Consider the following 21852-nt stretch of genomic DNA (forward strand, 5'->3'; position numbering starts at 1 on the left):
GTCAGAGGCAAGGAATGTGGCCCGGCTCATATCGGGGAGACACGATGCGTATCGGCGAACTCGCCGCGAGGACAGGCGTCAGCGTCCGGGCGCTGCGCTACTACGAGGAACAGCACCTGCTCACCTCGCACCGCAGCCCCAGCGGCCAACGGCAGTACCCGGACAGCGCGGTGGACCGGGTCCAGCTGATCCAGCAGCTGTACGCCGCCGGGCTGCCCAGCAAGTCGATCGCGGACCTGCTGCCCTGTGTCGTGGACGACGAGGCCACGCCGGAACTGCTCGAACGGCTCTCGGCGGAACAGGAGCGCATCGACAGCCGGATCAGCGATCTGATGAACGCCCGGGACAGACTGGGCACCGTCATCGCCGCCGCCACGGCTAACTGGCGCACGGGCGAGCGGTGCCGACGGTGAGCGACGGGGTGGGGTGATCCGGGGGTGGGGTGATCCAGCGGGCGGGGGTCGGGGAGGGGCGCGTGGCCTCACCTACGGGTAGTCGGCTCGGCTATCTGGCGGGCGCGGGACCGCTGGTGCTTCGTTCCCGCCCGTCGGCGTAGCTCTGCACGCCCCGGCGGAGGCGGTCGGAAGCGCGAGCCGAGCCCGTCGGGGAGCATGCCCTCGGCTGCCACGCTGCCTTCTCCCTCGTCGGCACGGAGAAGAGACGCGGCACACGCACGATGGTCGGGTGGGGCTCGCGGTCCGCTGGAGCGGCGGGTCAGGACTCCGGGCGGCCTGTGGTCACCGCGTAGAAGGCTACGGCGGCTGCGGCGCCGACGTTGAGGGAGTCGACGCCGTGGGACATCGGGATGCGGACCCATTCGTCGGCGGCGACCAGGGCGCGGGTGGAGAGGCCGTCGCCCTCGGCGCCGAGCATCAGGGCGACGCGTTCCATGCGGTGCGGGGCGGCCTCGTCGAGGCTCGTCGCCTTCTCGTCCGGGGTGAGCGCGAGGAGCGAGAAGCCCGCCTCGCGGACCGACTCCAGACTCTTGGGCCAGCTGTCCAGGCGCGCGTACGGCACCGAGAACACCGCGCCCATCGACACCTTGACGCTGCGCCGGTACAGCGGGTCGGCGCAGTCCGGGGAGAGCAGGACCGCGTCCATGCCGAGGGCGGCGGCGGAACGGAAGATGGCGCCGATGTTGGTGTGGTCGTTGACCGACTCCATGACGACCACCCGGCGAGCGGTGCGCAGCAGGTCGGACGGGGTCGGCAACGGCTTGCGCTGCATCGAGGCGAGGGCGCCGCGGTGGACGTGGTAGCCGGTGACCTGTTCGGCGAGTTCGGGGCTCACCGCGTAGACGGGGGCGGGGAGTTCGTCGATGACGTCGCGCATGACGTCGACCCACTTCGCCGACAGCAGCATCGAGCGCATCTCGTAACCGGCGTCCCTGGCCCGCCGGATGACCTTCTCGCCCTCGGCGATGAACAGGCCCTCGGCGGGTTCGCGGCGGCGGCGCAGTTCGACGTCGGTCAGGCCCGTGTAGTCGCGCAGGCGGGGGTCGTCGGGGTTGTCGACGGTGATGAGATCGGCCACAGGGTGATACTGCCTTGTCCTGGGTGCGGTGCCAACGGCTGGGAGTGGGTGGGTTACCCGGGGTTACGCGAGGTGGTCGGGATCACGCCAGCGGGTCGGGGCCCACCGTGACGACCTCGCCGACGACGATGACGGCGGGCGGCCTCACGTCCTCGGCGCGGACGGTCTCGGCGACCGTCGCCAGCGTCGCGTTCACCCGGCGCTGGGCCGCCGTGGTGCCCTCCTGCACCAACGCCACCGGCGTGTCCGGCGACTTGCCGTGCGCGACGAGGGTCTCGGCGATCTGGCCGATCTTGTCGACGCCCATCAGGATCACGAGCGTGCCGGTCAGCCGCGCCAGCGCCGGCCAGTCCACCAGCGAACGCGCGTCGTCCGGGGCGACATGCCCGCTCACCACCGTGAACTCATGGGCGACGCCCCGATGCGTGACGGGGATACCGGCCGCGCCCGGCACCGAGATCGAACTGGAGATGCCGGGGACCACCGTGCACGGGATGCCCGCCTCGGCCAGCGCCCGCACCTCCTCCATGCCCCGGCCGAACACGTAGGGGTCGCCGCCCTTGAGCCGTACGACCGACTTGCCCTGTTTCGCGTGCTCGATCAGGGCGTTGTTGATGGCCTCCTGCGCCATGAAGCGGCCGTACGGGATCTTCGCCGCGTCGATCACCTCGACGTGCGGCGGGAGTTCGGCGAGGAGGTCGCGCGGGCCGAGCCGGTCGGCGATGACGACATCGGCCTCGGCGAGCAGGCGCCGGCCGCGCACGGTGATCAGGTCCGGGTCGCCGGGGCCGCCGCCGACCAGGGCGACGCCGGGGGCGCGGGTGCGGTGGTGCGGGGCGACCAGGGTGCCGTCGCGCAGGCCCTCGACGACCGCGTCCCGGATCGCCGCGGTGTGCCGGGGGTCCCGGCCGCGCGCGTCGCTGGTGAGAACGGCGACGGTGACGCCCGCGCTGTGTCCGGTGGCCGGTGTCCACGCGGTCGCCGCGTCGGCGTCGTCGGAGCGTACGCACCACACCCGGTGCCGGTCCGCTTCCGCGGAGGCCTCGGTGTTGGCGGCGGGGTCGCTGGTGGCGATCAACGCGTACCAGGCGTCCGCGAGGTCGCCGTCGGCGTAGGGGCGGCGGTGCCAGGTGATCTCGCCGGTGTCCGCCATCGCCTCGACCGACGGGGTCGCCTGCGGGGAGACGACGACGATGTCCGCGCCCGCGGCGATGAGTGCGGGGAGGCGGCGCTGGGCTACCTGTCCTGCGCCGAGGACGACGACCCTGCGGCCGGTGAGGCGGAGGCCTACGGGGTAGGCGGGGTGTTCGGCCATGAGGGTGCGGCTCCCTGGTGCGGCGGACGGTGGCCCTGACGTGCAGATTTTACGGGCAGGGGGGTGGGGGGTGCCGCTTGGGTGGCGGGGCGTGGTCTCTTGCCCGACGGGGCGGTGTCGCCTACGGCGGGTGGGCTGGGCCTGGGCGGCCGGGGCGGTGTCGCCTACGGCGGGTGGGGGCGCTGGGAGGGTGGAATCAGGGGGTGGGGGGTGTGGGTGTGGGGTGGGTGCGGGTTTGTTGTGGCTTGGCGCGCAGTTCCCCGCGCCCCTGGGTGGGTGAGGGGCGGGGTGGTGGGAGGGGGACCCGGCCTGGGCCCCAGGGGGGTGGGGGTGCGGGTGGACGGTGGGTGTGGGTTTGTTGTGGCTTGGCGCGCAGTTCCCCGCGCCCCTGGGTGGGTGAGGGGCGGGTTGGTGGGAGGGGGACCCCCGGCCTGGACCCCAGGGGGTGGGGGTACCGGTGGGGGGTGGGTGCGGGTTTGTTGTGGCTTGGCGCGCAGTTCCCCGCGCCCCTGGGTGGGTGGGGGGGCGGGGTGGTGGGAGGGGGACCCGGCCTGGGCCCCAGGGGGATGGGGTGCCGTCGGGCTGTGGGGTGACTGGCCGCCGGGCGCTCGGGCTTGCCTCTTGGGTTCGTCCGAACGCGGCTGGCCTCTCCTCGACCCTGGAGCAACTGCCCACCAGTCAGGCGGACTTCGTTCTCGGGGTTGCCTGAACGTGGGGACGGCGGAGGGCCCGGCGATGTGGTCGGCGGGCCCCTTGCCTGGCGGGGTTATTTTTCCGTTACGCCTGCTGAGTCGAAGGTGGCTACCTCGTGCATGGCCCGTGCTGTGCTCTGGACCAGGGGGAGGGCCAGGAGGGCGCCGGTGCCTTCGCCGAGGCGGAGGTCGAGGTCGACCAGGGGGCGCAGGCCGAGCTTGTTGAGGGCGGCGACATGGCCGGGCTCCGCGCTGCGGTGCCCGGCGATGCAGGCCGCGAGGACCTCGGGGGCGATCGCGCGGGCCACCAGCGCGGCGGCGCCGGCGCTGACGCCGTCCAGGATCACCGGGGTCCGCAACGACGCACCGCCGAGCAACAGGCCCACGATCGCGGCGTGTTCGAAGCCGCCGACCGCCGCCAGGACGCCGATGGGGTCGGCGGGGTCCGGCTGGTGCAGTTCGATGGCGCGGCGCACGACCTCGGTCTTGCGGGCCAGCGTCTCGTCGTTGACGCCGGTGCCGCGCCCGGTCACCTCGGCCGGGTCGGCGCCCGTGAAGACGGCGATCAGCGCGGCCGACGCCGTGGTGTTGGCGATGCCCATCTCACCGGTGAGCAGCGCCTTGTTGCCGGCCGCCACCAGGTCGCGGGCGGTCTCGATGCCGACCTCGATGGCCTGCTTGGCCTCCTCGCGGGTCATCGCGGGCCCGGTCGTCATGTCGGACGTGCCCGCCCGCACCTTGCGCGGCAACAGCCCCGGCGTCGCGGGCAGTTCGCTCGCGACACCGACGTCGACGACGCACACCTCGGCGCCGACCTGGCTGGCGAAGGCGTTGCAGACGGCGCCGCCGCCGAGGAAGTTGGCCACCATCTGACCGGTGACCTCCTGCGGCCACGGGGTGACGCCCTGGGCGTGCACACCATGGTCACCGGCGAAGATGGCGACGGCCGCGGGCTCCGGGATCGGCGGCGGGCACTGCCGGGAAAGTCCCGACAACTGCGCGGAGATGATCTCCAGCATGCCGAGCGCGCCGGCCGGCTTCGTCATCCGCTTCTGCCGCTCCCACGCCTCGCCGAGCGCCTTGGCGTCCAGCGGGCGGACGCTGGCGACGGTCTCCGCGAGCAGGTCGTGGGGGTCCTCGCCGGGCAGCGCGCGCCGCCCGTACGTCTCCTCGTGGACGACCCACGACAGCGGCCGCCGTTTGGCCCACCCGGCCTGCATCAACTCGGGTTCGTCCGGGAACTCGTCGACGTATCCGACGCACAAGTACGCGACGACGTCGAGGTGTTCGGGCAGGCCCAGCGCGCGGACCATCTCCCGCTCGTCGAAGAAGCTGACCCAGCCGACCCCGAGGCCCTCGGCGCGGGCGGCGAGCCAGAGGTTCTCGACGGCGAGCGCGGAGGAGTAGGGCGCCATCTGCGGCTGGGTGTGCCGGCCCAGCGTGTGCCGGCCGCCCCGGGTCGGGTCGGCGGTGACGACGATGTTCACCGGGGTGTCGAGGATCGCCTCGATCTTCAGTTCCTTGAACTGCTTCGCGCGCCCCTTCGGCAGCGACTTCGCGTACGCGTCGCGCTGGCGCATGGCCAGGTCGTGCATGCCGCGCCGGGTCTCGGCGGACCGGATGACGACGAAGTCCCACGGCTGCGAGTGGCCCACGGACGGCGCGGTGTGCGCGGCCTCCAGGACGCGGAGCAGCACGTCGTGCGGGATCGGGTCGTCCCGGAAGCCGTTGCGGATGTCCCGCCGCTCCCGCATCACCTTCAGCACGGCCGCGCGCTCGGCGTCGTCGTACGCGGGCGCGGCGGGCCCGGCGGACACCCGACGCACCTGCGCCTCCGGCTCCGGGGCCGGGTCGGGGTCCTGAACCTCCGCGTCCGGTACGTCTGCCGCCGGGGGCAGCACGGCTTCCGGCTGGGGCTCGTGGCTCTCCGGCTGGGCCGCAACGTCCGTGACGGCGGCCGGAGTCACCGGCTGCGGCAACTCCGCGAGCGGGACGGCCGCGACGGACACCGGGCCCTGGGGCGCGACCGGCGCCGGGGCGGCAACGGGCTCCGGCTGGGCCTCCGGCACCGGAGCCGGAACGGCGGCCTCAGCCACGAGAGCCTCGGCCGCGACGTCGGCAGGCTCACCGGCGACAGGCTCGGTCGGCTGATCAACGACGGGCTCGGCCTCGGGGGCGGTCGGCACCGGGACCTGCGCTGCCTCCGGGGCGGCGAGTTCGGCGGCCGGTTCCAGCACCGGCACGACCTCCGGCTCCGCCTCCAACTCCGGCTCCAGCTCGGGGAGTTCAGCGGCCTCGGGAGCCACGGGCTCGGGAGCCACCGGTTCGGGAGCCACCGGTTCGGGAACGGCAGCTTCGGTGACCTGCTCAGCAGGCTCCGGCGCCTCCGGCACCACGGCTTCGGCGACCGGCTGCACCGGCGGAGCGGCCTCGGGAGCCACCGCCTCGGGGGCAACGACGTCAGCGACCTGCTCGGGCTCGGGCGTCACGTCCATGACCGCCTCGGGCTCGGCCACCGGCTCGACGGCGTCCGGCACCGGAGCCACCGCCACACCCTCGGCCTCGGCCTCGGCAACGGGCTGAACGTCGGCAAGCGGCTCAGGCTCGGCCACCGGCACCGGTCCCGCCTCCGCGACGGCCACCGGAACACCCTCGGCGTCACCAGCGACCGGCCCGGCGTCAACGACAACCTCGGCCACCGGCACCTGAGCCTCGGGCACCCCGGCCTCGGCCACCGGCGTCTCCGCCACAGCCACCCCGGCCTCGGCCACGGGCTCACCCTCGGCCACCACCGGCACCTCAACAGGCGCCGCCACAACGGCATCCGGCACCTCAGCACCGGGCACCGGCTCGGCCACACCCGGCACCTCGGCCGCCAGCACCGGCACGACCGCGTCCGGCGCCTCGGCCTCCGCGTCCGGCACCTCAGCCTCAGCCACCGGTGCCACCGCGACCGGCGCCTGAGCAACCGTGCCCGGCACCTCGGCCTCCGGCACGGGTACCGGCACGACCGCGTCCGGCACCGGCACCGGCACCGGCACCGGCACCGGCACCGGCACCTCAGCCTCCGGCACCTCGGTCACCGGCGCTGCCATCTCCGGCGCCTCGACCTCGGCCTCAGCCACCGGCGCCACCGCGACCGGCGCCGCGACAGTCTCCGTTGCCTCGGCCTGCGTGGCGTCGGCCACCTCGGCCTGCGCGGCCTCGGGTGGAGCTGCGGCCTCCGGGGCGGCCGGGGTGATCTGCTCGTCGTCCACACCGGCCTCCGGGGCGAACCCGGGCTCGGCCTCGGCAGCCGGTGCCGTTGCGGGGGCGTACTCGTGTTCGGGGGCTGGTGGGCCCGCGTGGGCCCCGGTGGGCTGCGCGACCTGGGCCGGGACTGCGGGCTCGGGGGCCGGGGCAGCCGTTTCGGCCGGCCAGGTCGCCGTGGCCGTCTGGGTCGGGACCATGACCGGGATCGGCGCCGGGGCACCCCAGGGGGCGCCGCTCTGCGGGGGCAGGCCGCGCAACTGGGCGGTGGTGTCGAGGTACTCCGGGCCCGCGGGCGGCGGGGTGAGCGGCTGGCGGACCGGTGCTCCGGCGGGGCCGCGGTCGGCCAGCGAGCGGACCGGGCTCGCGGAGGCGTCCGGGGTCGGCGGGCCGAGGTGCAGCGGGCGGCGGGTGGGGGCCGCGGCCAGGCTCGGGGACGCGGGCGGCGGCTCGGGCAGCCGGACGCCGCCGAGGTCGACGGAGCCGCTGTCCCGGCCGTCCGTCTCGTGCGGGCCCGGCTCGTGGACGGCCTCGACGACCGGCTCGGGCGCGGGCGGCGCGACCTCGTTGCCCCACGGGCTCTGCGCGCCCGGCAGGAGCAGCAGGTCTTCGTCCTCGGCGGTGGTCTCGGAGAGGTAGGCGTACGCGGCATGGGCGGGGACGCCCGGCTGCGGTGCCGTGCCTGCGTTCTCCGGCAGTCCCTCGCCCGGGACCTGGCCGGTGTCGGTCATGCGTAACCCCTCGCCCATCGGTTAGTGCTTCTGCGACCAGCTCACCGGGGACGGCGCACCGATCGCCCCCGTTGAAGAACGAGCGCGCGTGCCCGGCGGCACGAACGACTCGCCGGGAAAGACGACAAAGCCATTAACTGGCATTGTCCCGGTCGTTCCCCGTCGCGTCAGCTTCATCGGCCGCGGTCCGTTGTGGACTGCGCCACGTTGCGCGTCCTCCGGTCCTGCCGTACCACACTCACCCCAAAACGGGCGTCCTTTGGGGACATTGTCCGACGAAGTGCCGGGCATCCGAGAGCGGTACGACAGTCCGCCAGCCTACCGCGAGCGGTACGACAACAGGATCACCGGGAGGGAAGAAAACAGGATCAGCCGGGCATGACGGGGGTCAGCGTTCGCGCTCGGCGAGGACGCCGCTGAGCAGGAACGCGACGCTGCGTTCGGTCTCCGTCCAGGCCCGGGTGTCGAGTTGGACGGACTGGATCAGGGCGCATTCGACGCGGTAGCCGTGCTCGGTGAGATCGCGGCCGACGAGTTCGGCGGCGTCCCGGGTGGCGGCGTGGGTGACGATCCGCCGGGGGCGCCGGTCGGTGACGGCGGAGACGACGGCCGCTCCCCCGCCGCCGACCCGGACGACGTCGGGTTCCGGGAGGTTCTCCAGGACGTGCGGGGCGAGACCCTGGACGATCTGGAGCTGCACCCCCTGCCGGCGTGCGGCGGCGTCCGTGCGGGCGCAGGCGGCCCGCAGCCGGTCGACGGCGAGGACGGCGGCGCCGGAGCGGGCGGCGTCGACGGCGAAGGCGCCGCTGCCGCAGCCGATGTCCCACACCAGGTCGCCGACGCGGGGGCCGAGCCGGGCCAGCTGGGCGGCGCGGAGCAGATCCGTCTCGCCCTCGCCGAGGGGGCCGTCGTGGGCGTCGGCGGGCAGGGTCCAGCCGCGCGGCCCTGCGGCCGGGTCGCGCCCGGCGAACCAGCCGCCGTCGGCGCCGGTGGTGGCGGGTCCGCCGATGGCGATGACGACGTTGGGATCGCGCCAGGTGTGGTCGGCGGCCTTGTCGGAGGTGACGACGGTGACGCGTTCGCGGTCGGTGCCGAGTTCCTCGCAGATGACGAAGGTGCGGTGGACGCCTTCGAGGAGCAGGCCGAGTTCGGCGGGTCCGGCGCCCGGCGCGGTGAGGACGGCGACCTTGGTGTGGGCCCGGCAGACGTTGACGGCGCGGCGCAGGGTGCGCGGGTGGGCGACGACGACCTGGGCGTCGTCCCAGGCCATGCCGGCCCGGGCGAAGGCGGCGGCGACGGCGGAGACGGCCGGGACGACCTCGATCTCCAGGCCGAACTCGGGGGCGCGCAGGGTGCGTACGACGCCGAAGAAGCCGGGGTCGCCGTCGGCGAGGACGACGGCGGAGCCGCGGTGCCCGGCGATCCGGCGGGCGGCGAGGGCGACGCTGCCGAGGCGGATGCGTTCGGCGGCCGGGGGCACCTCGGGCAGGGCGAGGTGGTGGGCGGCACCGGCGACGAGCGTGGCGGCGCCGAGGGCGGCACGGGCCGCCGCGGTCAGGGGCGAGCCGTCCCAGCCGATCACCGTGACCCGGTCGGCCATCGTCGTCAGTCTCCAGGGTTGGTGCTGGTCGTCAGGGTCGGGGGCCCGCGAAGGGGTCTGGTGAGGGTACCCGGTGCGGTGGTGGTGCGGGGTGCGGGAGGTGCCGGGATGGTCAGTTCCAGCCGGAGGAGTAGGGGCGGTAGCCGCCGGAGTCGGTCAGTTCCTCGCCGACGCCCGCGAGGTCCTCGGGCAGCAGGCTCCACACGATGTAGTCGGTGCGCAGGTCGCTCCAGGTGCCGTCGTCGGCGCGGACATGGGCTATGCAGGCGTTGCGCAGGACGCCCTCGCTGATGCAGCCGATCTTCTGGGCGACCTGCTGGGAGGCGGTGTTGCCGGCGGCGGTGCGCAGTTCCACGCGCTCGAACCGCTGCTCCCGGAACAGCCATTGGGCGGTGGTGAGCGCGGCCTCGAAGGCGTAGCCCTCGCCGCGTGCCCAGTGGGCGATGATGTACGCCATCTCGGTGGAGCGGATGCGCCAGCTGGTCTTGGTCAACTGCACGATGCCGACCAGGCGTCCGGTGAGGAACTCGGTGACGGCGAGGTCGAGGCCGCGTCCGGTGTTCCGTTCGGCGGGCGCGTCCTCGATGATCCAGCGCCGGGCGACGTCCTCGGTGAAGGGGCGCGGGACGTCGGTCCAGGCGGCGACCTGCTCGTCGTTCATCATGGCGGTGAGGGCGGGGACGTCGCCCAGGTCGAGGGGACGGAGCACCAACCGCTCCGTGCTGAGGGAGATGGTGGGGAAGGTGTTCGTCATACGCCGCTCCGTAACCTTCGGGAAAACCTTCGGGGTGTGGCAACTGCCCAGCATGCAGCATGAAAGCCGGGAAACGCACGACGGGGTCCACCCCCGGTGAGGGAGCGAACCCCGTGCGTGGCGATACGCGGTGTACGCGCGGTGCGGGCGGGTCCGGCGCTCAGAAGGACGCGACGACGGAGCCCTGGTACTTGTCCTCGATGAACTTCTTGACCTCGGGCGAGGTGAGGAGCTTGGCGAGCTTCTTCACGCGCGGGTCCTTCTCGTTGCCCTTCTTGACGGCGAGGAAGTTGCCGTAGGGGCTGTTCTTCGCGGACTCCAGGACGAGGGCGTCCTTGGCGGGCTTGATGCCGGAGGAGATGGCGTAGTTGCCGTTGATCACGGCGGCGTCCACGTCGTCCAGGGAGCGTGCGGTCTGGGCCGCCTCGACCTCCTTGAACGTCAGCTTCTTGGGGTTCTTCACGATGTCCTGCGGGGTCGCCTCGGTGCCGACGCCGTCCTTGAGGGTGATCAGGCCGTTGGCGGCGAGGAGCTTGAGGGAACGCGCCTCGTTGACGGTGTCGTTGGGGATGGCGACGGTGGCGCCGCTCTTCAGGGCGTCGACGCTCTTCACCTTGTGGGAGTAGAGGCCGAGGGGCTCCAGGTGGACGGTGACGACGGGCACGATGTCGGTGCCGCGCTTCTTGTTGAAGTCGTCCAGGTAGGGCTTGTTCTGGAAGTAGTTGGCGCCCACCGAGCCGTCCTCGGTCGCGGTGTTGGGCGTGATGTAGTCGGTGAACTCCTTGACCTGGAGGTCGAGTCCGGCCTTCTTGGCGAGGTGGTCCTTGACGTAGTCGAGGATCTCGGCGTGCGGGGTGGGGCTCGCGGCGACGATCAGCGGTCCGCTGTAGTCGGCGGCGGAGTCCTTGTCCGAGCCGCAGGCGGAGAGCCCGAAGGTGAGGGTTCCGGCGGCGAGGACGGCGGTGGTGATCTTTACGGTGTTACGCACGAAAAGTGCCTTTCCTTAAAGGTGGAGCGCCCCGCGATGGGTGGTGCGGGAGTGCGGGCGGTCGGCGCGCGGCCGACCGGGGTTGCGGCAAGCGGGTGGGGGCGGTCAGACGGTCTCGCTCGACGTCCGGGCAGCGGGCTCGCCCGGCGCCGTCGGCCCCTCGCTCCTGGCCTTGGCCTTGAGCAGCCGCAGCCTGGGGGCGGGCCCGGCCTGTCCGGCCCGGCGGTACAGGGAGCGGGCCGCGAAGTCGCCGGCGAACTGGATGAGCGAGATGACGACGGCCAGCACGCCGACGGTGATCCACATCAACTCGGTCTCGAAGCGCTGGTAGCCGTAGCGGATGGCGATGTCGCCGAGGCCTCCGGCGCCGACCGTGCCGGCCATGGCGGAGTAGCCGATGAGCGCGACGATGGTGGTCGTGGTGCTGGAGATGAGGGAGGGCAGCGACTCGGGGACGAGGACCTTGCGCACGACGGTCCAGGTGTTGCCGCCCATCGACTGCACGGCCTCGACGAGTCCGCCGTCGACCTCGCGCACCGCGGTCTCCACGAGGCGGGCGAAGAACGGGATGGCGCCGATCGCCAGCGGCACGATGGCGGCCTCCCGGCCGATGGTGGTGCCGGTGAGGGACCGGGTGAAGCCCATCAGGGCGACCATCAGGATGATGAACGGCATCGACCGGGCGACGTTCACGATCTGGCCGATGACCTTGTTGGCGACGACGTTCTGGAGCAGTCCGCCCCGGTCGGTGAGGACCAGCAGGACGCCGAGCGGCAGGCCGCCGACGACGGCGATGACGGTCGACCAGCCCACCATGTAGAGGGTGTCCCAACAGGCCTGGGACAGCAGGGGCTGCATCTCAGTCCAGCTCACTTGGCACCTTCCTTCAGGAGTGCGGGCTCCTGGCCCACGACCTCGATGTGCAGGCCCTGTTCGCGCAGGAAGCCGACCGGCACCACGTTGTCCTCGTAGCGGCCGGGGAGTTCGATGCGCATCCGGCCGATCTGGAGGCCGCCGACGGTGTCGATGGCGGCGCCGAGGATCGAGATGTCGATGTTGTAGGTGCGGGAGAGCTGGGAGATGACCGGCTGGGTGGCGGCCTCGCCCTGGAAGGTGACGTCGAGGATCGTGCGGTCGTCGCCGGTGGCCTCGCCGCCGACCGGGAACAGCGCGGCGGCCAGTTCGGAGCCCGGGGTGGCGAGCAGCTCGCCGACCGTGCCGGACTCGACGATCCGCCCGTTCTCCATCAGCGCGGCCGAGTCGCAGACCGACTTGACGACGTCCATCTCGTGGGTGATGAGCAGGACGGTCAGGCCCAGCCGGCGGTTGAGGTCGCGCAGCAGCTGGAGGATGGCGCGGGTGGTCTCGGGGTCGAGGGCGCTGGTCGCCTCGTCGGAGAGCAGCACCTTGGGGTCGCCGGCCAGGGCGCGGGCGATGCCGACGCGCTGCTTCTGGCCGCCGGAGAGCTGGGCCGGGTAGGCGGCGGCCTTGTCGGCGAGGCCGACCAGGTCGAGGAGTTCCAGCGCCTTGCGGGAGCGGTCCTTGCCGGTGCGGCCGAGGATCTCCAGGGGCAGTTCGACGTTGTCCTGGACGGTCCGGGTGGACAGCAGGTTGAAGTGCTGGAAGACCATGCCGATCGAGCTGCGGGCCTGCCGCAGTTCGCGTCCGGCGCGCGGCCCGCGCCCGGCGAGGGCGGTGAGGTCGAGGCCGTCGACGGTCACGGTGCCGGCGGTGGGGCGCTCCAGCAGGTTGACGCAGCGGATGAGCGAGGACTTGCCGGCGCCGGACTGGCCGATCACGCCGAACACCTCGCCCTCGCGGACGTGGAGGTCGACGCCGTCCAGGGCGGTGACATCTCGGCCGCGTGAGCGGTAGACCTTGGTCAGGCCCATTGTGGTGATCACTGGGGTTTCCGTCACTGTCGAGGGGTGGGCGTGGGTGTGCCCGATGCGGGTCCCCCGTGCGCACGGGACCGGGGTCTCGGGGCGGGGGTTTCGGTCAGGGACGCGACACGGTTCTCGCTGTGGCGGTGGAACCGGGGGAGAACGGGTGCGCGCGGACGGCAGGCGTCCGGCGGAGGCCGCGTGGACGCGCCACGGCGTCTCGTTTCGGGGCACGAGACTCGGGGTGTGGCCCTCTAGAAGGCGCGCATTCGACCCGTACAACGAGCACCGGGCGTCAGGGTCGCCTCGGTCGCAAGGGTGCGGCTGCTCGTCGTGGTCATGCGATCAGTAAACCAGACCGACGCTCCTGACAGCACCGCCGCTGTCCACATCGCGGACAGCGGCGGACAGGGGTCAGGCGCGCGTCGAGATCTCCACCGACCCGTCGACGAGCAGGGCGGACAAGGCCGACAGATCGGTGACGACGAGGTCGGCGTCCAGCTCGTCGGGCCGGTGGGTTGTGGCCAACGCCACGGTGGTCATTCCGGCCGCGCGACCGGCCTGGAGCCCGGCGGGGGCGTCCTCGAAGACGACGCAGTCGGCCGGTTCGACACCGAGCATCCGGGCCGCGAGCAGGTAGGGCTCGGGGTCGGGCTTGCCGCGGGTGATGTCGTCGGCGGCGACGAGCGTCTTGGGCACGATGCCGACGGCGCCGAGGCGGGCCTCGGCCAGGCGCCGGGTGGCCGAGGTGACGACGGCCCAGCGGTCGGCGGGCAGCGCGGCGAGGAGGTCGGTGGTGCCGGGCAGCAGCTCCACTCCCCCGTCGGGCACGTCGGCCACCTCCAGCTGCTCGATGCGGGCGACGGCCTCGGGGACGACGTCGGCGGGCAGCAGGTCGGCGGCTATCTCGGCGGCGGGGCGGCCGTGCAGCGCGACCCGGGCGAACTCCTCGGCGGTGATGCCGTACTCCCCCGCCCAGCGGGTCCAGCAGCGGTCCACGGAGGCGAGGGAGGAGACGAGGGTGCCGTCGTTGTCGAACAGGAGGGCGTGTGCGCGGATCTTCATGCCCTCGACCCTACGGGCGCGCGATTTTCCCGAGGGAACCCGAGAGACCCCGAGAGAACCCCCAGAGAACCGGTGGGCACCCTGGGCTGAGCGACCGGCCCCGGGACAGCGGGCCTTTTGGGCCGTAATAGGGTCGCGGCATGCTTGATGCCCTGACGGTGGTGACCGCCGTCGCCGCGCTGCTGCTCGCCGCCTGGTGCGGTTGGGCCGCCTCCCGTGACCAGTCGACCAAGGACTGGCATTTCGCCGCGATGGCGCTGGTCTCGCTGCTGGCGGTCGTCCAACTGGTGGTCGGGATCGTGCAGTTGGCCCGGGGCGAGAAACCGGCGCAGGGCACGACGATCTTCGTCGCGTATCTGCTGGGCGCCTTCGCGTGCGTCCCGGCGGCCGGTCTCATGTCGCTGGCGGAGCGCACCCGATGGGGTTCGGCGACCGTGGCGGCGGGCGGCGTGGTCCTGGCGGTGCTGGAAGTACGGCTCTACGACATCTGGGGAGGCTGAGGTGAGCACGGTGAAGGAACGGCCGAGGAGCCTGGTCGGCGGGCCGGGCATCCTGCTCGTGTGGTTCTACGGCGTGATGGTGGTCGGCGCGGTGTCGCGTTCGGCGTACCAGATCGCCACCGAGTTCGACCGGGCACCGCTCGCCTACACGCTGTCGGCGGTGGCGGGTGTGGTGTACGGGTTCATCACGTACTCGCTGGTGCGCGGCGGGGAAACGGCGCGCAGGGCGGCGCTGGCCTGCTGCGCCGCCGAGTTGGCGGGCGTGCTGATCGTCGGCACGTGGACGCTCGTGGAGCCGTCGGCGTTCCCGGACACGACGGTGTGGTCGGACTACGGCATGGGGTACGTCTTCATCCCGGTGCTGCTGCCGCTGACCGCGCTGTACTGGCTGCGCGCCGCGCGCGCACCGCAGCCGCAGGGGGACGCGGGCTGACCCCCTGCGGTCGGGCCCGGCGTCAGGCCGTGGTGGCGTACGCGGCCGCGGTCTTCTCCAGGACGATCATCGGAACGCCGTCGGCGCCCAGCGAGGTGCCGACGGTCTCGTATCCGACGCGGCGGTAGAGGCGGCCCTCGCTGCGGTGGCCGGTGTGGAGGCGGAAGCGGGTGGCGCCGCGCTCCTCGGCGAGCGCGGACTCGGCCACCCTCAGCAGCCGGGCGCCGATGCCGTGGCCTTGCAGCCGGGGGTGGACGCAGAGCTTGCCGATGGCCGCGGAGCCGTCCTCGTCGAGGTGGCCGCGGACCGAGCCGACGACCTCGTCGCCGAGCCGGGCGACGAAGACGCAGTCGGCGGCCACTTCCTGGCGGACCGAGTCCAGGCTCTGGACGAGGGGATCGATGCGGTAGTTGCCGTACAGCGCCGCCTCGCTCTGGAAACACAGGTACTGGAGCCTGAAGATCTGCTCGGTGTCCTGCTCGGTCGCCACCGAGATGATCACGCTCATGCCCATGTGCGCACGCCTCCCGCTCACCTGATCGCCGGTTCTTCCCACTCCTATCCCCGCGCCAGCCGCGCCGCAACCTCCGGCGTCAGCATTCGCCGCAGACAAGCCAGGCATCGGGAACGTTCCGGACCGACAGCGCCCTGTGAGATACCCAACTCGCCCGCGATCTGGCGGTAGGTGAGGTCGTCCGGGGAGAGCAGCGCGCCCAGCAGCCGGGCGCACCGGGCGGGCAGCAGGCGGACCGTCTCCCGGACGGCGGCCCGGTGGTCGGCGGCCAGGGCGAGGCGCTCGGGGCCGTCGGCGGGGTCGGCGACGGGTTCGGTGGCGTACGGCCGTTCGATGAGTGTGGTGTGCCGGGTGCGGCGGGCCTCCGTGTGGGCGGTGTCGCGCAGCCAGCGGGGCGGGTCGCGGGGTAACCCGGCGGCGTCGAGGTGTTCCACCAGGCGCAGCCAGACGGTCTGTTCGAGGTCGCCGGGGTCGGTGCCGGTGGCGGCGGCCTCGGCGTGGGCCTCGGCGGCGAGCAGCGGGCGCAGGGCGGTCACCAGTTCAGGGGTCAGTCGCGGCATGACCCGGGCAACCGTCGGCCCGGGCGGGAGGTTGCCCGGGCGGACGGTTGTCACCCCCACCGGGGGTGCGGGGTCAGCCGTTGACGAAGGCGGCGCGGGCCAGCAGGGCGGTGTCGGTGTTGTCGGTGAAGAGGCCGTCGATGCCGGTGGCGAAGTAGGTCTGGAACGCGCCGAACGCGTCACCGTAGGCGTCCGGAGCACTGCCCTTGCGGTACTCGGTGGGCAGGAACGGGTTCTCGTTGCGCATCGAGTACGGGTGCAGGATCAGGCCGACCTTGTGGGCGTCCCTGACCAGGGTGCTCGGCGCGTCGAGGCTGCCGTCGGCCGTGCGCGGAACGACGAGGTCGAGGGTGGGGCCGATGCCCTGGGCGTAACCGGCGATCTCCCGCAGGCCCTTGGGGGTGATGAGGTCGGCGGTGGTGCGGGGGTCGCCCGACTCGACGAAGTCCCAGGGGCGGCTGTCGGCCGAGGAGAGCAGCACGACCAGCGGGTTGTCGACGAGGGTGTTGAGGCGCTGCACGCCGGTCGGCTCGAACGACTGGAGGATCACCGGCGAGTCCCGTCGGTCCTTGCCGTGCTTGTGGAGCACCTTGGCGACCCGCTCCTCGACGCCGAGGCCGAGCTTGCGGAAGTAGGTGGGGTGCTTGGTCTCGGGGTAGATCCACACCTGCTTGCCGCGCTTGCGGGTCTGCTCGTCCTGCCACGTCAGGACCTCTTCGAAGGTGGGGATCTCCCAACGGCCGTTGTAGAGCGTGTTGTGCGGGCGGTTGGCCGGGATGCGCTCGATGGCGCGCAGGGTCTTCAGCTCGGCGAGCGTGAAGTCCTCGGTGAACCAGCCGGTGGTGGCCACGCCGTCCAGCGACTTGGTGGTCTTGCGGCCCGCGAACTCGGGGTGGTCGGCGACGTCCGTGGTGGACCCGATCTCCGGCTCGTGCCGGCAGACCAGATGGCCGTCCTTGGTCGGCACCAAATCGCCCGCCTCGACGATGTCGGCGCCCATGTCCAGGGCCAGCTGGTAGGAGCCGAAGGTGTGCTCCGGGCGGTAGCCGCTGGCGCCCCGGTGGCCGATGATCGTCGGCTTGGGCAGGCTCTTCAGGCCGCCGCCGGTGTGTGCCTCGGCCGCCCGCGCGCTGCCGCCGAAGCCCAGGACGGCTCCGCCCGCGCCCAGCAGTCCGGCGCCCAGCAGCGCCCGTCGCCCCGTCGCGCCCGCCGCCCGCTCGTCCGACCCCTGCGTCGCCATCCCGCGCCTCCTGTGTCCATCGCCTGTGCCGTCGTCGTCTTCGTCGTTTTCGTCTTCTTCGTCTTCGTCGCGTTCATCGATGTATTCGTTGACGCATTCGACGATGACGCCCGATCGTAGGGTCGTGGACATGACGCCGGGGAGGCCTCGGCCGGAACACCCGGGTGATGTGTGATGTCGGCTGAGGACGGGCACCCGTGCGCCGGGGAACTCCGGGCAACGGCGGTGTCGTTCGCCCTCGCCGGGGGTGCGGCGCGGCTTTCCCGCAGGTAAATCCACGTCAATATCGCGTAAGAGCTGGGTGAACCCGAGGTGCGCGGCCCCCGGAACCGCGAGTATCGTCCTCACCTGCACAGACTCATACCGCTTTGCTCGACTGTCCTCGACTTCCCCGTCCACGGAGGGTCCCGTTGTCCCGCTTCGCGCTCATCAAGGCAGTGCTCGGACCGATCATGCGCCTGATGTTCCGCACCCGAGTGGAGGGCGCCGAGCGCATCCCGGGGGACGGTCCCGTCATCCTCGCCGGCAACCACCTCACGTTCATCGACTCGATGATTCTGCCGCTCGTCTGCGACCGGCAGGTCTTCTTCATCGGCAAGGACGAGTACGTCACCGGCAAGGGGCTCAAGGGCCGCCTGATGGCCTGGTTCTTCACCGGCGTCGGCATGATCCCGGTCGACCGGGACGGGGCCAGTGGCGGTGTCGCCGCGCTGATGACCGGTCGGCGGGTCCTGGAGGAGGGGCGGATGTTCGGGATCTATCCCGAGGGGACGCGCTCGCCCGACGGGCGGTTGTACCGGGGGCGGACGGGGATCGCGCGGCTCACGCTGATGACCGGGGCGCCGGTCGTGCCGTTCGCGATGATCGGTACGGACAAGTTGCAGCCGGGGGGTGCGGGGTGGCCTCGGCCGGGGCGGGTCACTGTGCGGTTCGGTGAGGCGATGGAGTTCTCGCGGTACGAGGGGATGGACCGGGATCGGTATGTGCTGCGGGCGGTGACGGACTCGGTGATGACCGAGGTCATGCGGCTGTCCGGGCAGGAGTATGTGGACATGTACGCGACCAAGGCCAAGGCGGCGTAGCCGCTTCTACTGAGGGTGCGCTGGATCGTGCGGGTGCGTTGAGGTGTTTTGCGCAGTTCCCCGCGCCCCTGATCCAGCGCCGTTGGGCTTCTCGCCGGGGGCGGGTGCGGCGCCGTCGTGGCTGGTCGCGCCCGCGCGGCGGAGCCGCATATGAGACACAGCCCCGCGCCCCTGATCCAGCGCCGTTGGGCTTCTCGCCGGGGGCGGGTGCGGCGCCGTCGTGGCTGGTCGCGCTCGCGCGGCGGAGCCGCGTATGAGATACAGCCCCGCGCCCCCTGGGCGGGTTTCCTCAGCCTTCGTCAAGAGGTGCTCTTGGGTGGGCTCTCTTCCAGGTGTTGGGTGCGTAGGAGGTACCAGGCTGCTGTTGCTGTGGTGAGGAGGATGACTGCTCCTGCTGTGGCTGCCAGGGTCAGGCCGTGGGTGAAGGCGGTCTGGGCTGCCGTCAGGAGGGCTTCTGCCTTGGGGGGTGGGAGAGTTGACGCTGCTTCGGTGGCCGCGCCCAGGGATTCGTGGGCGGATTCCGGGGTGCCCGGTGGGGACGGGAAACCCCGGTAGGCGGCGGTGACGATGGAGCCCAGGACGGCGATACCGAGGGCCGCGCCGAGTTCGTAGGCCGTTTCCGAGACCGCCGACGCCGAGCCCGCCTGGTCCTTGGGGACGCTGGAGAGGATGACGTCGGCCGTCACCGTGAAGGACAGGCCCGCGCCGACGCCGACGACCAGGAGCGCGGCGCCCAGCAGCGGGTAGCCCGTGGAGCGGTCCAGGGTCGTCAGGACGGCCAGCGCCAGACCGATCGCCGCCAGACCGCCGGAGACCACCGAGCGCACCGAGAAACGGCGGGCGGCACGGCCCGCGAGCAGCCCTGCCACCACCGCCCCTACAGCGGCGGGGAGTTCGGCGAGGCCTGCCTCCAACGGGCCCCTGCCCTGCACGAGTTGCAGGAACTGGGAGAGGAAGAACACCAGCCCGGCCAGGCCGAAGATGGTCAGCAGGTCGGCCAGGACGGCCCCGCTGAAACCCCGGTTGCGGAACAGCCGCATGTCCAACAGCGGCGTGGGCAGGGTGAGTTGGCGGCGGATGAACCAGTACAGGGCCGCCGCGCCCAGCACGCCCGCGCCCAGCGTCGGCCAGCTGAAGCCATGGGTCGCCGCCTCCTTGACCGCGTAGACGACGCCGATCATGCCGACCAGGGACAGGGCGACGCTGGTCATGTCCCAGGGCCCGGGGTGCGCGCTCTTCGACTCCGGCAGGAACTTGACGCCGACCACGACCAGGACCGCCATCACCGGCAGGTTGATCAGGAAGACCGAGCCCCACCAGAAGTGTTCGAGCAGGAACCCGCCGACGATCGGGCCGACGGCGGTACCGGCCGACGCGGTGGCGCCCCAGATGCCGACGGCGAGGCTGCGTTCGCGCGGGTCGTGGAAGAGGTTGCGGATCAGGGCCAGCGTGGCGGGCATCAGGGTGGCACCCGCGACGCCGAGCAGGGCGCGGGCCAGGATCATCAACTCCGGTGTCGACGCATAGGCGTTGAGGACGGAGATCGCCCCGAACGCGGTGGCGCCGACGAGCAGGACGCGCTTGCGGCCGATGCGGTCGCCGAGGCTGCCCATGGAGACGAGGAGTCCGGCGATGACGAAGGAGTAGACGTCGCCGATCCACAGCAACTGGGTGCCCGAGGGCCTGAGATCCTCGCTGATGTACGGGGTCGCGAGGCCGAGGACGGTCGCGTCGACGGCCACCAGGAGCACCGCGAGCACCAGGACCGACAGCGCCAGCCACCGGCCAGGACGCGGCGCCGCCTCGGTCGGGTCGGCCGGACGCAGGGCGCTGGTCATGACGCCTGCCCCGACGAGGCGTCCCTCCTCAGCGCGCCGCCGAGCAACAGCTCGACGATCATGTACGTGAAGTCCTTCGCGGCCACCCGGCCCTCGGACACCACCCAGACGCCGGACGCCAGCAGCCCGTACAGCGCCTCGGTGAGCCACGCCGGGGTGAGGTCGATACGGAACGCGCCGCTCTGCTGGCCGCGCCGGAACAGGGCGGAGATGCGGTCGTCGATGCGGGCCCAGCCGGCGTCGCGCTGCTCGCCCTCGAAGAGCTGGTTCTCGGTGTAGAGGAACGCGAGGAGCGCGGCGGCCGGTTCGATCGCGCGCACGAGCCGGTGAACGGCGTCGGCGGGCGGTCCCTCGTCGAGGCGGGCCGCGTCGAGGGCGGCCTCGCACTCCGCGATGCCCAGCGACTCCAGCGCCCTCACCAGCGCGTCCCGCCCGGCGAAGTGCCGGTGCAGGGTGGCACGGCTGATCCCGGCCGCCTTGGCGACCTCGTCCATCGTCGCGGTGGACTTGCGGGTCAGCAGGGCGGCGGCGCTGCGCAGCACCTGATCACGATCGACAGCCATGAGACGAGCGTAACCCATGTGAGACATTCATGTCTCACCGCTTACTTCATCGCGGGTGCGCTCGGCTCATGGCTTGCGGTCGGGGGGCGGGTGCGGGGGCGGGGCCTGTCAGTGCCAGGGCAGGGCCGCGCGCTCGGCCCAGTAGGTCTGCGGGTCCTTGGCGAGGGTCGCGAGGCGGGCGAGGTGGTCCTCGTCGAGGTCGACGGCGGCCGCGTGCAGGTTGGAGGCGAGGTGGGCGCTGGTCGCCGCGCCCGACAGGACGACGCCGGCCCACGGCTGGTGCAGGATCAGGGCGAGGGCCACCGCGTCGCAGCCGTAGGACGTCTCCTCGGCGACCGCCTTCAACGCGTCCGGCGCGTGCGGGTCCGCGAGCCGGCCGTTGGCCATGCCCTCCTTGACGATCACCGTGAGCCCGGCGTCGTGCGCCTCCGTGAGCGCGGGCCCGGCCGAGGTCTCCAGGGCGTTGTAGGTCGACTGGACGGTACGGAAGAGGCGTTCGCCGTCGACCGTGATGTCGAGGGCGGCGCGGATGGCGTCGGCCTGGGCGGGGCCGCTGGTGGAGAAGCCGACGGTGACGCCCCGGGCGGCGGCCCCGGCGAGCTGCGCGTGGAGTTCCTTGTCGGTGAGGGCTGGGCTGTCCGGGGTCACCGAGTGGATCTGGTAGAGGTCGAGCCGGTCCCCGAGGAGCGCGTCGGTCTCCGCCCGCTGCCGTTCGTAGGTCGCCGGGGAGTGGTCCTTGACCTCGTGTTTCTCGGCGTCGGTCGTCCAGTCGGCGGTGTAGGTGTAGCCCCACTTGCTGCCGACGACGACATCGGTGACGTTCGGGCGGCTCTTCAGCCAGTCGGCGAGGAACTCCTCCGAACGGCCGTAGGAGCGGGCCGCGTCGACGTAGCGGACGCCCTGCGCGTAGGCGGCGTCCAGCAGCTCATGGGTGCGGGTGCGGAGCGTGTCGACGGTGCGGTCGGCTCCGAGGTCGTCGTCCCGGCCGAGGTTGATGTAGCCGGGGCGGCCCACCGCGGCGAGACCTAGGCCGATGTGGCAGGTGGGGGTGGTCGCTGTGGCCAGTCGGGCGAAGGGCATCGCGGGCTCCGTTGGTCGGCTCCGGTACGGCTTTCGACCAACGTAACCCGGTGAGGCGGTTCGAAACGGGTTCGGTGCGGAGGGGGGCTGGACGGGGGTGGGACGGGGGGTGGGGGGTTCGGCTCGTTGCCGGGTGCGGGTGCGTCGTGGCTGGTCGCGCCCACGCGGCGGAGCCGCACATCGATACAGCCTCGCGCCCCTTAACGACAGGCCGCCCCCCGCCCCGCGTGCG

The 21852-nt window shown here is 72.5% G+C and carries 19 protein-coding genes; 4 read left to right on the top strand and 15 right to left on the bottom strand.

What is annotated here, in order from left to right:
* Positions 1 to 44 precede the first annotated feature (44 nt).
* Positions 45 to 413 carry a MerR family transcriptional regulator gene (locus ACIQOU_RS23350; protein ID WP_401538733.1) on the top strand — a complete coding sequence of 123 codons (369 nt, stop codon included), beginning with the start codon at positions 45 to 47 and terminating at the stop codon, positions 411 to 413.
* Between the two features lie 301 nt (positions 414 to 714).
* Here the strand turns inward: ACIQOU_RS23350 and ACIQOU_RS23355 are convergent, their stop codons facing one another.
* The 9 genes from ACIQOU_RS23355 to ACIQOU_RS23395 form a co-directional block, all read right to left on the bottom strand.
* Complete coding sequence (locus ACIQOU_RS23355) at positions 715 to 1533, bottom strand: TrmH family RNA methyltransferase (protein ID WP_401538734.1); 819 nt, start codon at positions 1531 to 1533, stop codon at positions 715 to 717.
* Between the two features lie 82 nt (positions 1534 to 1615).
* Positions 1616 to 2848 carry a uroporphyrinogen-III C-methyltransferase gene (gene cobA, locus ACIQOU_RS23360; protein ID WP_401538735.1) on the bottom strand — a complete coding sequence of 411 codons (1233 nt, stop codon included), beginning with the start codon at positions 2846 to 2848 and terminating at the stop codon, positions 1616 to 1618.
* Positions 2849 to 3614: 766 nt separating this feature from the next.
* Positions 3615 to 7520 (bottom strand): nicotinate-nucleotide--dimethylbenzimidazole phosphoribosyltransferase, encoded by a 3906-nt coding sequence (gene cobT / locus ACIQOU_RS23365; protein WP_401538736.1) that lies wholly within the window; start codon positions 7518 to 7520, stop codon positions 3615 to 3617.
* Positions 7521 to 7908: 388 nt separating this feature from the next.
* A complete protein-coding gene (gene cbiE / locus ACIQOU_RS23370) occupies positions 7909 to 9120 on the bottom strand; it encodes a precorrin-6y C5,15-methyltransferase (decarboxylating) subunit CbiE (RefSeq protein WP_401538737.1) in 1212 nt (403 codons plus the stop codon).
* Positions 9121 to 9232: 112 nt separating this feature from the next.
* Positions 9233 to 9874: a GNAT family N-acetyltransferase gene (locus tag ACIQOU_RS23375; protein ID WP_401538738.1), complete on the bottom strand. Its 642-nt coding sequence runs from the start codon at positions 9872 to 9874 to the stop codon at positions 9233 to 9235.
* Between the two features lie 160 nt (positions 9875 to 10034).
* Positions 10035 to 10862 carry a MetQ/NlpA family ABC transporter substrate-binding protein gene (locus ACIQOU_RS23380; protein WP_401538739.1) on the bottom strand — a complete coding sequence of 276 codons (828 nt, stop codon included), beginning with the start codon at positions 10860 to 10862 and terminating at the stop codon, positions 10035 to 10037.
* 105 nt (positions 10863 to 10967) lie between these two features.
* Positions 10968 to 11735 (bottom strand): methionine ABC transporter permease, encoded by a 768-nt coding sequence (locus tag ACIQOU_RS23385; RefSeq protein WP_401538740.1) that lies wholly within the window; start codon positions 11733 to 11735, stop codon positions 10968 to 10970.
* A complete protein-coding gene (locus tag ACIQOU_RS23390; RefSeq protein WP_401538741.1) occupies positions 11732 to 12766 on the bottom strand; it encodes a methionine ABC transporter ATP-binding protein in 1035 nt (344 codons plus the stop codon). The genes ACIQOU_RS23385 and ACIQOU_RS23390 overlap by 4 nt, the downstream gene beginning before the upstream one ends.
* A 393-nt stretch (positions 12767 to 13159) precedes the next feature.
* Positions 13160 to 13810 carry an HAD family hydrolase gene (locus ACIQOU_RS23395; protein ID WP_401538742.1) on the bottom strand — a complete coding sequence of 217 codons (651 nt, stop codon included), beginning with the start codon at positions 13808 to 13810 and terminating at the stop codon, positions 13160 to 13162.
* Between the two features lie 140 nt (positions 13811 to 13950).
* Between ACIQOU_RS23395 and ACIQOU_RS23400 the strand changes: the two genes are divergently transcribed.
* Positions 13951 to 14310, top strand: a complete 360-nt coding sequence (locus tag ACIQOU_RS23400; protein WP_401538743.1) for a hypothetical protein — start codon at positions 13951 to 13953, stop codon at positions 14308 to 14310.
* A 1-nt stretch (position 14311) separates the two neighbouring features.
* A complete protein-coding gene (locus ACIQOU_RS23405; protein WP_401538744.1) occupies positions 14312 to 14743 on the top strand; it encodes a hypothetical protein in 432 nt (143 codons plus the stop codon).
* Positions 14744 to 14765: 22 nt separating this feature from the next.
* Here the strand turns inward: ACIQOU_RS23405 and ACIQOU_RS23410 are convergent, their stop codons facing one another.
* The 3 genes from ACIQOU_RS23410 to ACIQOU_RS23420 form a co-directional block, all read right to left on the bottom strand.
* A complete protein-coding gene (locus ACIQOU_RS23410; protein ID WP_401538745.1) occupies positions 14766 to 15257 on the bottom strand; it encodes a GNAT family N-acetyltransferase in 492 nt (163 codons plus the stop codon).
* Between the two features lie 44 nt (positions 15258 to 15301).
* Positions 15302 to 15808: an RNA polymerase sigma factor gene (locus ACIQOU_RS23415; protein ID WP_401539016.1), complete on the bottom strand. Its 507-nt coding sequence runs from the start codon at positions 15806 to 15808 to the stop codon at positions 15302 to 15304.
* A gap of 82 nt (positions 15809 to 15890) precedes the next feature.
* Positions 15891 to 17057, bottom strand: a complete 1167-nt coding sequence (locus tag ACIQOU_RS23420) for a glycerophosphodiester phosphodiesterase (RefSeq protein WP_401538746.1) — start codon at positions 17055 to 17057, stop codon at positions 15891 to 15893.
* A gap of 410 nt (positions 17058 to 17467) precedes the next feature.
* Here ACIQOU_RS23420 and ACIQOU_RS23425 point away from each other — a divergent pair, with 410 nt between their 5' ends.
* A complete protein-coding gene (locus tag ACIQOU_RS23425) occupies positions 17468 to 18139 on the top strand; it encodes a lysophospholipid acyltransferase family protein (RefSeq protein WP_401538747.1) in 672 nt (223 codons plus the stop codon).
* A 299-nt stretch (positions 18140 to 18438) separates the two neighbouring features.
* Here the strand turns inward: ACIQOU_RS23425 and ACIQOU_RS23430 are convergent, their stop codons facing one another.
* From ACIQOU_RS23430 to ACIQOU_RS23440, 3 genes are all read right to left on the bottom strand, one after another.
* A complete protein-coding gene (locus tag ACIQOU_RS23430) occupies positions 18439 to 19977 on the bottom strand; it encodes an MFS transporter (protein WP_401538748.1) in 1539 nt (512 codons plus the stop codon).
* Complete coding sequence (locus tag ACIQOU_RS23435; protein ID WP_401538749.1) at positions 19974 to 20540, bottom strand: TetR/AcrR family transcriptional regulator; 567 nt, start codon at positions 20538 to 20540, stop codon at positions 19974 to 19976. The genes ACIQOU_RS23430 and ACIQOU_RS23435 overlap by 4 nt, the downstream gene beginning before the upstream one ends.
* Before the next feature lie 108 nt (positions 20541 to 20648).
* Complete coding sequence (locus tag ACIQOU_RS23440) at positions 20649 to 21620, bottom strand: aldo/keto reductase (protein WP_401538750.1); 972 nt, start codon at positions 21618 to 21620, stop codon at positions 20649 to 20651.
* Between the last annotated feature and the right edge of the window lie 232 nt (positions 21621 to 21852).

It is taken from the genome of Streptomyces sp. NPDC091279 (genome assembly GCF_044757465.1).
Classification (GTDB): Bacteria; Actinomycetota; Actinomycetes; order Streptomycetales; family Streptomycetaceae; genus Streptomyces.

Coding starts and splice junctions, on each gene's coding strand:
- ACIQOU_RS23350 (WP_401538733.1), top strand. CDS start 45: ATGCGTATCGGCGAACTCGCCGCGAGGACAGGCGTCAGCGTCCGGGCG.
- cobA (WP_401538735.1), bottom strand. CDS start 2,848: ATGGCCGAACACCCCGCCTACCCCGTAGGCCTCCGCCTCACCGGCCGC.
- cobT (WP_401538736.1), bottom strand. CDS start 7,520: ATGACCGACACCGGCCAGGTCCCGGGCGAGGGACTGCCGGAGAACGCA.
- cbiE (WP_401538737.1), bottom strand. CDS start 9,120: ATGGCCGACCGGGTCACGGTGATCGGCTGGGACGGCTCGCCCCTGACC.
- ACIQOU_RS23375 (WP_401538738.1), bottom strand. CDS start 9,874: ATGACGAACACCTTCCCCACCATCTCCCTCAGCACGGAGCGGTTGGTG.
- ACIQOU_RS23395 (WP_401538742.1), bottom strand. CDS start 13,810: ATGAAGATCCGCGCACACGCCCTCCTGTTCGACAACGACGGCACCCTC.
- ACIQOU_RS23400 (WP_401538743.1), top strand. CDS start 13,951: ATGCTTGATGCCCTGACGGTGGTGACCGCCGTCGCCGCGCTGCTGCTC.
- ACIQOU_RS23410 (WP_401538745.1), bottom strand. CDS start 15,257: ATGGGCATGAGCGTGATCATCTCGGTGGCGACCGAGCAGGACACCGAG.
- ACIQOU_RS23420 (WP_401538746.1), bottom strand. CDS start 17,057: ATGGCGACGCAGGGGTCGGACGAGCGGGCGGCGGGCGCGACGGGGCGA.
- ACIQOU_RS23430 (WP_401538748.1), bottom strand. CDS start 19,977: ATGACCAGCGCCCTGCGTCCGGCCGACCCGACCGAGGCGGCGCCGCGT.
- ACIQOU_RS23435 (WP_401538749.1), bottom strand. CDS start 20,540: ATGGCTGTCGATCGTGATCAGGTGCTGCGCAGCGCCGCCGCCCTGCTG.
- ACIQOU_RS23440 (WP_401538750.1), bottom strand. CDS start 21,620: ATGCCCTTCGCCCGACTGGCCACAGCGACCACCCCCACCTGCCACATC.